14 protein-coding genes are annotated in these 13,023 nt (G+C 40.2%); 7 read left to right on the top strand and 7 right to left on the bottom strand.

Annotated elements, in window-relative coordinates; translation table 11 throughout:
• On the top strand, positions 1-588 hold the full coding sequence (locus tag H8B06_RS14710; RefSeq protein ID WP_190995013.1) for an IS1096 element passenger TnpR family protein: 588 nt from the start codon (positions 1-3) through the stop codon (positions 586-588).
• Entirely contained in the window at positions 588-1,493 is a 906-nt protein-coding gene (miaA, locus tag H8B06_RS14715; protein ID WP_190995014.1) for a tRNA (adenosine(37)-N6)-dimethylallyltransferase MiaA, read from the top strand. Before H8B06_RS14710 ends, miaA begins: the two co-directional genes overlap by 1 nt.
• Positions 1,494-1,525: 32 nt before the next feature.
• Here the strand turns inward: miaA and H8B06_RS14720 are convergent, their stop codons facing one another.
• Genes H8B06_RS14720 through recJ form a run of 4 tightly spaced genes read right to left on the bottom strand, consistent with a single transcriptional unit; the run spans position 1,526 to position 6,646 of the window.
• Positions 1,526-2,593 carry a branched-chain amino acid aminotransferase gene (locus tag H8B06_RS14720; RefSeq protein WP_190995015.1) on the bottom strand — a complete coding sequence of 356 codons (1,068 nt, stop codon included), beginning with the start codon at positions 2,591-2,593 and terminating at the stop codon, positions 1,526-1,528.
• A gap of 50 nt (positions 2,594-2,643) precedes the next feature.
• Positions 2,644-4,158, bottom strand: coding sequence for a GH3 auxin-responsive promoter family protein (locus H8B06_RS14725; protein ID WP_190995016.1), 1,515 nt, complete (start codon positions 4,156-4,158; stop codon positions 2,644-2,646).
• Positions 4,159-4,183: 25 nt separating this feature from the next.
• Positions 4,184-4,918, bottom strand: a complete 735-nt coding sequence (gene lptB / locus H8B06_RS14730; protein ID WP_165295396.1) for an LPS export ABC transporter ATP-binding protein — start codon at positions 4,916-4,918, stop codon at positions 4,184-4,186.
• Between the two features lie 33 nt (positions 4,919-4,951).
• Positions 4,952-6,646, bottom strand: coding sequence for a single-stranded-DNA-specific exonuclease RecJ (gene recJ, locus H8B06_RS14735; RefSeq protein WP_190995017.1), 1,695 nt, complete (start codon positions 6,644-6,646; stop codon positions 4,952-4,954).
• Between the two features lie 190 nt (positions 6,647-6,836).
• On the opposite strand from recJ, the gene H8B06_RS14740 reads away from it, so the two are divergent.
• Together H8B06_RS14740 and H8B06_RS14745 are read left to right on the top strand one after the other, a co-directional pair.
• A complete protein-coding gene (locus H8B06_RS14740; protein ID WP_130143255.1) occupies positions 6,837-7,316 on the top strand; it encodes a cation:proton antiporter regulatory subunit in 480 nt (159 codons plus the stop codon).
• A gap of 4 nt (positions 7,317-7,320) precedes the next feature.
• Positions 7,321-8,571 (top strand): cation:proton antiporter, encoded by a 1,251-nt coding sequence (locus tag H8B06_RS14745; RefSeq protein ID WP_190995018.1) that lies wholly within the window; start codon positions 7,321-7,323, stop codon positions 8,569-8,571.
• Here the strand turns inward: H8B06_RS14745 and H8B06_RS14750 are convergent.
• Positions 8,568-8,900 carry an iron-sulfur cluster assembly protein gene (locus tag H8B06_RS14750; protein ID WP_130143253.1) on the bottom strand — a complete coding sequence of 111 codons (333 nt, stop codon included), beginning with the start codon at positions 8,898-8,900 and terminating at the stop codon, positions 8,568-8,570. The genes H8B06_RS14745 and H8B06_RS14750 overlap by 4 nt on opposite strands.
• Positions 8,897-10,105, bottom strand: a complete 1,209-nt coding sequence (locus tag H8B06_RS14755; protein WP_190995019.1) for a glycosyltransferase family 4 protein — start codon at positions 10,103-10,105, stop codon at positions 8,897-8,899. Before H8B06_RS14755 ends, H8B06_RS14750 begins: the two co-directional genes overlap by 4 nt.
• 9 nt (positions 10,106-10,114) lie before the next feature.
• Between H8B06_RS14755 and H8B06_RS14760 the strand changes: the two genes are divergently transcribed.
• A complete protein-coding gene (locus H8B06_RS14760) occupies positions 10,115-11,092 on the top strand; it encodes a polyprenyl synthetase family protein (protein ID WP_190995020.1) in 978 nt (325 codons plus the stop codon).
• An 88-nt stretch (positions 11,093-11,180) separates the two neighbouring features.
• Entirely contained in the window at positions 11,181-11,954 is a 774-nt protein-coding gene (locus H8B06_RS14765; RefSeq protein WP_190995120.1) for an amidohydrolase, read from the top strand.
• 54 nt (positions 11,955-12,008) lie between these two features.
• Here the strand turns inward: H8B06_RS14765 and H8B06_RS14770 are convergent, their stop codons facing one another.
• A complete protein-coding gene (locus H8B06_RS14770) occupies positions 12,009-12,392 on the bottom strand; it encodes a hypothetical protein (protein ID WP_190995021.1) in 384 nt (127 codons plus the stop codon).
• Positions 12,393-12,564: 172 nt separating this feature from the next.
• Between H8B06_RS14770 and H8B06_RS14775 the strand changes: the two genes are divergently transcribed.
• Positions 12,565-13,005: a MarR family winged helix-turn-helix transcriptional regulator gene (locus H8B06_RS14775; RefSeq protein ID WP_130143250.1), complete on the top strand. Its 441-nt coding sequence runs from the start codon at positions 12,565-12,567 to the stop codon at positions 13,003-13,005.
• The last annotated feature ends 18 nt before the right edge of the window (positions 13,006-13,023 follow it).

Genomic DNA, 13,023 nt, shown 5'->3' on the forward strand with positions numbered 1-13,023 from the left:
ATGGCTATTTACAGATTTAGGGTAACTTTTGAGGATTATGAGGATGTATATCGGGAAATAGATATGCCTTCGAAAGCTACATTTTTAGAATTGCATCAGGCTATCCATAACGCTACCGGCTACACTCCAGATGTTTCTTCGTCCTTTTATCTTAGTAATGATCAGTGGAAAAAAGGGACAGAGATAGCTTTTTTGCCTACCGAAAGAAAACAGAGTAACGGTGTGCTGGAAATGGAGGGTATTCGTTTGAGTAAGTTTATCGACGATCCACACCAAAAATTCTATTACATCTATAACTTTGACCGCCCTTATGACTTTCATGTCGAGTTGATTAAAATTTTAAAAGAAGAGGATGGCAAGGAGTATCCGTTGATATTTAAGACGGTCGGAACAGTACCTAAACAAGTTGCTGCTGCGAATTTTCCGTTATCGACCGCCGATGATGAGGATGATGAGGAAGAAGATTTACCGACAGATGACACAGAATACGGCGTCGACGAAGATGAAGACTTTGATTTATTTGACGGCGAAGACGAAGGCGAAGGGGAACAAGGTGAAGGAGCCAGTGGTGTGGAAGATGAATATTGATGGCAGGTGGTCACACAAAAAAGAGATTAATCGTAGTGGTCGGGCCTACCGCGATAGGGAAGACTGCTATGGCCATTACTCTGGCCAAACACTTTAAAACCGAAATTATTTCTGCGGATTCCAGGCAATTCTATAAGGAGATGTCTATTGGCACGGCAAAGCCGGATGTCAATGAGCTTACGGAAGTGAAACATCACTTTATTGATTCCCATACAATCGAGGAAGAATATTCGGCGGGTGATTTTGAAAGAGATGCATTATCCTTGTTGGATACCCTATTTGAAAAGTATGATGTGGTTGTGATGGTAGGTGGATCTGGGCTGTTTGTACGTGCGGTCTGTGAAGGTTTGGATAATCTGCCAAAAGCTCCGGCTGCGATACGGGAACGATTGAATGGCATTTTTGAGCGGGAGGGACTGGAATCTTTGCAGCAGAAGCTGAGCGAAGTTGATCCCGATTATTATCGCCACGCAGACATACATAATCCTCAGCGAGTCATCCGTGCGTTGGAGGTATATGAAGCTACAGGACAACCTTTTTCATCTTATCGTCTGCGAGAAATGGCTGAACGTCCGTTTGAGATGGTAACCATCGGATTAAATATGGAACGGCAAAAGCTATACGATCGTATAAATTTGCGTGTGGACATGATGATAGACAAGGGATTGGTAAATGAAGTACGCTCGTTATTATCCTATAGGAACAAGCCCGCGTTATTGACAGTTGGCTACGCGGAGATATTTGATTTTATCGATGGGAAAATTACACTAGAGGAGGCTATTTCTCATATTAAGCAGAATTCTCGGCGTTATGCGAAAAGACAGATTACCTGGTTCAAAAAATATGGAAATACCGTGTGGTTTGAACCGGATGATTGGAAAGGGATTTTATCTTTTTTAACGTAGAGGCTTAGCCCCTACATTAAAAAAAAGAATAATTATACCATAAAATTCCATCTAAACGGATCATTTATCTTACCGTATCGAAGTTGATTTAAATAATCTAATACTTTGTTGGAAAACTCTCGTCCCTCTATCGGTGGCAGCTCGTAATCTTGCCCTTCATAGCCGATTCTGGAGATATGGGTGACTGTCGCGGCAGTTCCGGCAGCAAAAGCCTCTGATACGCGACCATCCTTAATACCATCAATTAATTCTTGAACAGAAACTTTACGCTGTTCCGCTTTGTAACCCCATTTTTCGGCAAGCTCCATAATCGTACGACGGGTAACACCATGTAAAATCGTATCGCCATGGGGTGTTATAATCGTATCACCGATACGGAAAATCAAGTTAGCCGTGCCGGCTTCTTCTACATATTTATGCTCATTCGCATCCGTCCACATAATTTGGTCATACCCTTCGTCATTTGCCAATTGGGTAGGATATAGAGACAGCGCGTAATTTCCTGCATTTTTCGAAAATCCAACGCCACCTTCTGCAGCACGTGTGTAATACGTTTCCACTTTTAAGCTGATAGGTTTACTGTAATAGGCACCTACCGGACAGGTAATAATGGCAAATGTGTATGACTTAGATGGATGGACACCCAAGGCACCTTCGGTTGCAAACATAAACGGACGGATATATAAGGATGTGCCTTCCTGCGATGGTACCCAATTGCGATCCACGTCCAATAATGTTTTCAGACCATCCATAAAAATTTCCTCAGGAACTTCTGGCATCTGAAGACGTTTTGCAGATTTGTTGAAACGTTCCCAATTTTTATCTGGGCGGAATATACTGACTGTTCCATCGGCAAATTTGTAACCTTTAATTCCTTCAAAAATAGCTTGACCATAATGCAAGGCAGACATCGATGGATTGACGGTGAAGTCTCCATAAGGGACGACAACCACATCTTGCCATGCACCGTCATCATAGGTGGCGACTAACATGTGGTCAGACATGATAGCACCAAACTTCAAATTGCTGAAATCTACTTGCGAGAGTCTTGATTCTTTCGTTGGCTCTACGCGAATGGAATAGGTATTCGTATCGCTCATCACATTAAAATTTTTAATGTGTGCAATTTAGGAAAAAAGTATGAATATAATTAAGTATTGATTATTTTCAACAACGCGTCAAGATAGGTTCTTTCATTCGCCAGACGAGGGACCTTGTTTTGGCCACCAAGTTTCCCGCGGCTCTTCATCCACTTATAAAAGGTATCCTTTTCTGCTTGGTGAACAATGGGGTAAGCTAATGCCAGATCCTTGAAACGCTTGGCGTCGTAGTCGGAATTGATTTCCCGCAGTGTAGTATCTAATGTATCGCAGAACTTTTGAAAATCGTTAGGCTGTTTTTCAAATTCGATAATCCATTCATGCGCGCCAGCCTCCCCATTTCTGAAGTAAACAGGACCAGCGGTATAATCACGGATAATAGCTTCCGTTGCGCGACAAGCTATTTGCAACGCGTGTTCTGCATTATCTACGATAAGCTCTTCGCCAAAAGTATTAATGTAGTGTTTCGTGCGTCCTGATATTTGAAAACGATAAGGGGATAAAGAGGTAAATTTGATGGTATCTCCGATTTTATAACGCCATAAACCCGCATTCGTTGATATGATCAAGGCATAATTCTTCCCAATTTCTACTTCGTCTAATCGCAACGTTTTGGGATGTTCTTCAAGAACATGCTCCATCGGCAGAAACTCATAATAAATGCCGTAATCCAACATAAGCAGGAGATCCTCGGCGTCCGATTGATCCTGCAAACCAAAATATCCCTCGGAAGCGTTATAGTTTTCTAGGTAATACATGTTATCCGAAGGAATCAGTTGTTTAAATAGATCTCGATATGGCTTGAAACTTACACCGCCATGTCCATAAAACTCCAAGTTGGGCCAGACTTCCAAAAGATTGCTTTTACCTGTAATTTCCAATATCCGCTTTGCCATGACAATATTCCAGGTTGGAACACCTGCTAGGCTCGTGACATTTTCCTTAATGGTAATCTGGGCAATTTGTTCGATTTTTTCTTCAAAATTCGGATTTAAGGTTACTTCCAGATTCGGTGTGCGCTTAAATTCTGCCCAAAAAGGGAGATTCCGAATCAGAATGGAAGACAAATCGCCATAGTAAGAATCCGGGCTGAAGTTATTGATTTGAGAGGATCCGCCGATCACAACCGATTTACCTGTAAAGACTTTGTTTTCTGGTTTGTTGTGGCAATAAATAGAGAGCATATCTTTCCCCCCTTGATAGTGGCAATCTTCTAAAGCCTCCATACTCACCGGGATAAACTTAGACCGATCGGAGGTGGTGCCCGATGATTTTGCAAACCATTTGATATCGGAAGGCCATATCAAGTTTTGTTCCCCTTTGATCATACGATCTACATACCCTTTAATATCATCATAGTCTTGAATCGGAACGCGATTTTTATATTCTTCTGGTGTCAGGATACTGTTGTAGTCATATTTTTTTCCCCACTCCGTCGCTTCTGCTGTCGAAATTAAACTTTGAAACCATTCTTCCTGCACATCATGGGGATATTTCATGAAAAGCTCAATCTGATGAATGCGCTTTTTCATAATCCATGTGAAGAGAGAATTTAGTAATGCCATGTATAAAGGTTCCTATTAGCTAATTTTATAGTTTTTTTCTTCTCAATTCAAAATGACGTCCCAGATAAAATTTTCGAGCTAATTCATTATCTGCAATTTCTTCGGGTGTTCCGGTAAGCATAATCTTTCCTTCCGTCAACAGATAGGCTCTATCGGTGATGGATAATGTCTCCTGTACATTGTGGTCGGTAATCAATACACCAATATTTTTCCGTTTGAGTTTAGAAACAATCGTTTGTATCTCTTCCACGGCGATGGGGTCTACACCGGCAAACGGCTCATCCAATAAAATAAAATGTGGGTTTGCAGCTAATGCCCTTGCGATCTCCGTACGGCGCCTTTCTCCTCCTGATAAAAGGTCTCCGCGGTTCTTGCGGACTCTATGTAAACTGAATTCTGTTAATAGTTCTTCCAGTTTCGCCAAGCGCTCTTCTTTATTCTTATAGTGTATTTCTAAAACGGCGAGAATGTTATTTTCTACAGACAATTTTCGAAATACAGATGCTTCTTGTGCTAGATATCCAATCCCTTTTTGCGCACGCTGAAACATAGCATCTTGTGTGATTTCCTGATCGTCTAAAAAAACATGACCGTCGTTTGGTTTAATTAAACCAACAATCATATAAAACGAAGTTGTTTTTCCAGCACCGTTAGGACCCAGCAATCCAACAATTTCGCCTTGTTCAACGTGAAAAGACACATCATTGACAACCGTCCGTTGTTTATATTTTTTGATTAAATGTTCTGCCTTTAAAATCATCTGTTACGTTAACCGTTTTATTACAAATATATTTTAATATCGTATTGCTTTGATATTTAATTGCAAATTCTTTTTACCCCGCCAATTATTCTCTTCTATCGTGTAGCAGATATCAAATTTATGGCCTGCATTAATATAATCTATGTGTTCCGCTAAACCGAAACCTATACAATCGAACGATACCGAATCGTCTTGTTTTATCACTATTTTGATATGATTGGTGCCCACGATATATCCCGATCCCTGTATTTTGCGCGTGAGAAGAATAGGCGCTTCATTTTGTGGGCCAAAAGGTTCAAATTGCTTTAATAAACGGCAAAATTTATTATCGATGTCGTTAAGATTTAGTTCCGTTTCTATGAGTATTTCCTGCTGGAGCATCTCGGGCTTAATACTGTTCTGTACTACCGCTTCGAATTTTTCTTGAAACGCCGGTACATTTTCCAAGCGCATCGTGAGACCCGCTGCGTATTTATGGCCGCCATATTGGTCTAACAAATCGGCACATTCGCTCAATGCTTCGTAAAGGTCAAAACCCAATACGGATCGTGCCGAACCGGCAATGTGTCCATTGGTTTGTGTAAGTATGACGGTAGGGCGGTAGTATCTTTCTGTTAAACGCGAAGCCACAATACCGATCACGCCTTTGTGCCAATCGGCTTTGAAAAGTACAGTTGACTTGCGTTGTTTTAATACCTCGTTGTTATCAAGGATATCCAACGCTTCCTCCGTTATTTTAAGATCAAAGCCCTTGCGTACCGTATTTTGATCATCAACGGTCGTCGAATACGCTTCGGCTTCCGCCAACGATTTTGAAATCAATAGTTTCACGGCATCTTTAGCATGTTCGATGCGCCCCGCAGCATTAATACGCGGGCCAATCTGGAAAACGATATCTCCTACAGAAAAATGCCCGCTTTTATTGGAAGAGAGATTGATGAGAGCTTGGAGCCCACAATTTGGATTGGTATTTAATTTTTTGAGTCCAAAATAAGTGAGTACCCGATTTTCTCCGGTAATCGGTACGATGTCTGATGCAATACTCACCGCTACCAAGTCCAGATATTGATAAGCAAGCTGCATATCCATATCGTTTTTTTGGACGAAGGCTTGGATTAATTTAAAACCGATACCGCAACCCGATAGTTCTTTATAAGGATAGGGACAATCGCTACGTTTAGGATCTAATACAGCTACCGCATCCGGAATGGTGTTGCCTGGAAGATGATGATCCCCGATGATGAAATCAATGCCTTTGCTGTGGGCATATTTGACTTTCTCAATCGCCTTGATACCACAATCCAAAGCAATAATTAAAGAAAAACCATTTTCTGCGGCGTAGTCAATTCCTTTAAAAGAAATTCCGTACCCTTCCAAGTACCTATCGGGGATATAAAACTCCAAACCCGAATGAAAATCACGAAAAAAACTATAGACAACAGAAACGGCAGTGGTACCATCGACATCATAATCACCGTATATTAATATCTTCTCCTTGTTGCCGATTGCTCTTTCAATTCGCGATATGGCTTTGTCCATATCTTTCATTAAAAACGGATCGTGTAACAGATCGAAGTTAGGACGAAAAAAATGCTTGGCCTGTTGGTAGGTTTCAATATCACGGTTGAGAAGTAGTTCGGCTATTACAGCGTTTATACCCAACTCATCACGTAGTTTGTTGGTTTTTTGAACATTGTTTTTTGGCTTAACCACCCATCTTTTTTGCATATTGTTGCCGTTGTATTAACGTGTAAATATACATTTTGTAAACGGGTTTACCTAATAGGTGACCTTGTTAGACCTAAAAGAGGTTGTGACTTATGATGTTATAATAAATAAAAAATGTGATATTTTTGTTAGTTTTGTTTGAGACAGGTGTTCTGAGAGGAATACGAACGTTGTATTTAATTTTTTTGCTATGTCAATAGTTAGAGAAAGCGACTTGATTGGTATAGGTAAGAAGTACCAAATTGAGACGGAAGCCGGTGATAACATGGTGGTTGTTATCCACGACGATGGTAAACGCGAACTTTATCGTTCGGAGGGAGATGACAGTGAGACGCATTGTGTTATGACGCTTTCTGATGAGGAATCCCGTCAGGTGGCGGGTATTATCGGAGGATTGTCTTATAAGCCCAAAGCGTTGGAGACTATGGAAGTTGCGTTGGACGATTTACGGATTGAATGGTATAAAGTGGGGGTTTCTAGTGATGGCGTCGACAAAAGTATCGGGGAATTGGGCGTTCGGCAACGTACCGGAGCATCGATTATTGCTGCCATTAAGGAAGAAGATACGATCATTAATCCGGGGCCAGACTATGTGATTACACCGGGAACAACACTAGTAGTCGCTGGAAAGAAAACGAATATTAAACAATTAAAAGAAATCCTAATTTAATCCTATGCTATCACATACCTTGGTATTAGAAGTTGGTATTGCTGTATTGTTAGTCGCTATTGTTGGTTTGTTGGCCAACAAATTGCGTTTTTCGGTGATCCCATTTTTTATAATAATTGGTATGGTAGTTGGCGAACATGCGCCTCAAATCGGATATATCGACTTCACGTTTACGGAGAGTAAGCCGTTTATCGATTTCATGGGGCGATTGGGGGTCCTTTTCCTCTTGTTTTATCTAGGGTTGGAGTTTTCTGTAGGACGGTTAATGCGATCCGGAAAATCCATTGTTACGGGAGGGCTAGTTTATGTTTTTCTTAATTTTATCTCGGGTGTCCTGATAGGATGGCTCATGGATCTTCCTTTTAAGGAAATGATGGTGCTATGTGGCGTCATGACTAGTTCATCTACGGCAATTGTTGCGAAAGTGCTGACTGATTTGAAACGGACAGCGAATCCCGAAACGGAGATTATTATGGGGATGATTATGTTTGACGATCTCTTTATTGCCATGCACATCTCTTTTCTCTCGGGATTGATTCTGACTGGAGGAACTTCTTTTTGGTCGGTGCTGGGAACATCCCTGCTGGCCCTAGGTTTTATTTTGACGTTTTTGATATTAGGACGGAAGCTTGTTCCGGCCATTGATCGGCTTTTACAGGATAAATCGCCCGAGCTATTTATCTTAATCATATTTAGTTTGTTGTTTATCATTGCGGGGTTTTCAGAAACGATACATGTTGCAGAAGCAATTGGAGCGTTGATGGCTGGGTTGGTGTTTGCTGATTCCCGTTATATTAAAAAGATTGAAGGGGTGATTGCACCTTACCGTGATTTCTTTGGAGCGATGTTCTTTTTTAGTTTCGGATTATCTATTGACATGTATACTTTAGGAGGAGCTGTAGGTTGGGCTACATTGGCAGCAGCTATTACTATCGTTTGCAATGTGGCGTCGGGGTATTTCGCTGCCAGATTTTCGGGTAGAAAACCCAAAGCTTCATTTGATATAGGATTTACGCTTTCTGCAAGGGGAGAATTTTCCATTATTATGGCGAATATTGGAAAAGCGGGCGGCTTGCTCCCCATTCTACAATCTTTTGTAGTCGTCTATGTGCTTATCTTATCCATCGTATCGCCTTTACTGACCAAAGAATCCCGTACGTTATGGGCTGCATTGTTTGGAAAAGACACCGCTCCTTTAAAACAGAAAAAGACATTGGAGCAACTGGAAGAATCAGCCGGAAAGTCTTCTTCTTAAAGAAAACCTAACTCCAGTTTAGCTTCCTCGCTCATCATGTCTTTTGTCCAAGGTGGGTCGAATGTAAGTTCCACAAGGGCCTCCTTAACACCTGGAACAGCCGCTACTTTTCGTTGTACTTCTTCCATGATCTCACCTGCAACAGGACATCCCGGAGCAGTTAGTGTCATGACAATCTTCGCTATGCCGTCTTCTTTTGTGATAATCTCATAGACCAACCCTAAATCCAAGATATTCGCTGGTTTAAGTTCAGGGTCATATACGGTCTCTAGTTGTTCCTGTATGGCGGTTGCCAGGTTCAACCTATCCATGATGATAATATTGCTCATGTTTTTGTGATTTTATGATAAAGATCTGTCAACTGATTCATGACAGGAGCTTTTGTGAATTTTTCCTTATATAGTGTATACGCATTTCTGACAATGTCGTCTTTTTTATCCGAATTTTCAAATTTCTGAATGGCGGATAATAAGCTTTCCATTTGATAGGGATCAAATAGCCATCCTGTTTCATCGGGGATAATCATATCAGGAATAGCGCCGAGATTACTTGCTAAAACCGGAGTGTGGGTAGCCATTCCTTCGATAATTGTCAACGGAACAGCTCCTTCATAACATACAGATGGTACAATTAGTGCTTTGCTGTTTGCTAATATCTGTATCGTTTCTTGCTTGTTTTTTTGCCCCAGAAGTTCTATATTATTGCAAGTTTTGATTATATCGCTGACATCTTTTTTTAGCGGACCATCACCCACAATCTTTAATATTTTATCACTTTCTTTTATAGTCGCTATTAACGGTATAATTCCTTTTTCCGCAGATAATCTGCCGATAAATAAATAATAATTACCTGTATGTAGACCGCTTGTGGAGAGATCGACAAAGTTAGGTTTAACGATAAACTGTTTTGGAATAAATTTTTTGCCAGAAGATAAGAATAGGTCTTTGGAAAAATCGGTAAGTGTTATGAAGCGGTCAATGGACTGCCAGGTTCCTATTTTCCAATGTATAAAATGAGTCAAGGTTGCCCAAAATGTTTTGATACGAGAATGGTCCAATATTCCCAGTCTGATTCCTTTCCACGGGAAATTTTTCGAGATACTGTCTACATACAATTTTCCATCAAAAAATAGTGTCGCTGATGGACAGAGCAGCCTAAAATTGTGTAAGGTCATGACCACCGGAATATGCTGCTTTTTTATAATTTTAATGATGGCAGGCCCTGTTGCATAATATAGATTGTGAATGTGCACAATGTCTGGAGCAAAGCTTTTGATGCTTTCTTTCACTTTTCGAATGGCATAGATATTCCAAGGGTAGGCGAGAAATTGTAGCACCCCACGCCAGCCTTTTTTATTCTGAAAGGTTAGTGTTTTTACAACATGTTCTTTTTCTAATTCCTCGACTTCCTGTCGAAAAACAATATCTTCGCCTCCTGCATGTTGATAGAAATTATGAATAACAAGAATACGCATAGAACATAGGGTTTTCACAAAGATACTATTTCCCATTTTATCCTTATCTTCGCGTATCATTTTTTAGCTATGTTCCAAGAGTCAGTACACGCAAAAGCTTTTCAGAATTATTTAGAGAAAGCCGATTTTCCGCATACCCCTCCACATTTGTACGATCCAATTCGCTATATATTGTCTTTATCAGGTAAACGTATACGCCCACTATTGGTATTGATGGGAGCAGAGCTTTTTGATTCTTCTGTTGTAGAGCAAGCCTTGCCTGCAAGTGCCGCCATAGAGTTTTTTCACAATTTTTCCTTAATTCATGATGATATAATGGATGTTGCGCCTTTACGGAGAGGAAAGCCTACTGTACATCAAAAATGGAACGATAATGTGGCTATACTATCGGGTGATGCACTGCTGATTAAAGCGTATCAAGAACTAGCGAAATGCCCTGTAGACAAGATCCCCGCGTTGCTTCATCTTTTCAACGCCACGTCATTGGAGGTTTGTGAAGGACAACAATTCGATATGGATTTTGAAGAACGAGCACAAGTAAGCGAAACAGCGTATATCGACATGATACGGCTGAAAACATCTGTATTGCTTGGTTGTGCATTGCAAATGGGCGCTATTGTCGCGGGCGCAGATGAACGATCACAAGCATTGCTTTACGACTTTGGCGTAAACTTAGGGATTGCTTTCCAATTGCAAGACGATATATTGGATGTATATGGAAATCCCAAAAGTTTTGGTAAGCAGATAGGCGGTGATATACTGTCGAATAAAAAGACAATTCTTTTTGTAAAACTGCAAGAACTTATTTCTCCAACAGATCAGGAAGAATTGGAATATTTGCTTAAACAGAATATCGATAGCGAACCGGAAAAAGTAGAGAAAATGATCGGCTTATATGCTAAATATGATATTCAGACGTTAGCTATATATCAGAAAGAAAAATTTACGACTATTGCTTACGAAAAACTAACGGAAATTCAAGTGGAAGCAGATAAAAAGGAAGCTCTTTTTTCTCTTTCGGATGCGCTGATGCATCGCGTACAGTAACCTTTTGCGGTTAAAAATTGATAAAACTCTAGTTTTTTAGTAAATTGTCAAAACATCAATATAAAATATTAAGTTGCGCATGGCAGATATGGAACCGGTTAAGATAACGATATTTCAAGCATACTTGTTTTGGGAGAATGTAGAGAAAAATTTAAATAATTTATCACTGCGCCTATCTGCGTTGAAGGAAAAAACAGATTTGATTCTCCTGCCAGAAATGTTTAATACCGGCTTTACAATTAACGTTGAAAAGTGTGCGGAAAAAATGGATGGTCCAACGATGCATTGGATGTATGAACACGCTAAAGCTTATAATTGTGTTGTAGCGGGGACACTGATTATCGAGGAAAATGGACATTATTATAATCGTTTCGTGTGGATGTCGTCCGATGGCAGTTTTGTACATTACGACAAGCGTCATTTATTCGGGATGGCAGAAGAAAACAAAGTTTTTACACCCGGAAATTCCCGTATTGTTTTAAATCTTAAAGGTTGGCGGGTGTGTCCTATGGTATGTTACGATTTACGTTTCCCCGTTTGGTCTCGAAATTTAGGAAACGCTTATGATTTATTAGTTTATACCGCTTGTTGGCCCGATAAACGTTCTGCACATTGGCGAGCACTCATTCCGGCACGCGCTATTGAGAATCAATCCTTTGTAATCGGTGTAAATCGTGTGGGGTATGACGGTAACGAAATCTATTATTCGGGTGGTTCAATGTGTATTTCCCCTAATGGAGATGTAGTCTACTATAAGCCCGAAGATGAAGATTTGTATACGTTTACGTTAAATCCAGCTGATTTGATTAAAGCTCGGGAGCAATTTCCGTTCCTAGCTGATGCAGATGATTTTTCCATGTAATATCTCTTGCAAGTCTTTTAGCAAGAAAAAATCTACTGATAAGGGTTTGTTTAATTATGGATAGGGTCTGTTTAATATAGCAGATTGTATCACAGCTTTACGTAAGTCGAAAGGTACAACATCGTCTTCTTCTTCCATTTCGGGAACGACTTTCATCGCTGCTTTCTTACGATTCGCTTCGGCAAGTCTTTCATCGGTTATCTTTTTCACTTCTTTCGGAATGTCGCGTAAGCGTTCCGTTTTATTTATGGGAGTTGGAATTGATACTGTTGGTTCAATAACGTTAGGTTCCGGTCGTTGCTCGGATGTTACAGGAGGTGTTGGTGGTGGTACCTGCGGCATGCGTCGACGTGCTTTCTCTTGCTCTTTCTGATATTCCGTGTAAATTTTATAGATGACACCACCGATAATCAACAATGCAGGTAAGAAGTTCTCCATAAGGGTAAATTTAATTAAATTTTAGAAAAAAAGTCAAACCTAAATAAATTTATTTCCCTCTCCTCTACCATCAAGGGCTATTTTATAGCGGAAATATTAGATTTTATTTGCATTGTATTTAGTTTTTTGGTTTGTTTGTATATACAATTATTCTAACCCAATATTATCCGATATGAATGACAATTTTGAAGATACGGACGAATTTTTTTCTTTCTTAACAGGAAAAGCCTACGCTGCTTTGGGTAGACGTTTACAACGAAATCTAAAGGAAGAGGGGGTAAATATTACCTCGGAGCAATGGTCTCTCTTATATTATTTATGGATGGAGGAAGGACGAACCCAGCAAGAACTTGCTTGTTTAACTTTTCGTGATAAACCGAGTGTATCTCGTCTAATCAATAATCTCGAAAAGCTTAAATTGGTGATTCGCGTCAACGACAAAGAAGATAAGCGTACGAATCTCATTTTCTTAACAAAACAAGGGCGGCAAATGAAGGAAGCTTGTTTGCGCCAAGCAAAAAGAACTATCGACCAAGCGTTGGAAGGCGTGACCAGAGAAGATATGGTAAAAGCACGTAACACACTAGATGTTTTGTACAGTAATTTGTCGTAAATGGTAAGGGAAATTAAT

This window comes from Sphingobacterium micropteri, assembly GCF_014692515.1.
Classification (GTDB): Bacteria; Bacteroidota; Bacteroidia; order Sphingobacteriales; family Sphingobacteriaceae; genus Sphingobacterium; species Sphingobacterium micropteri.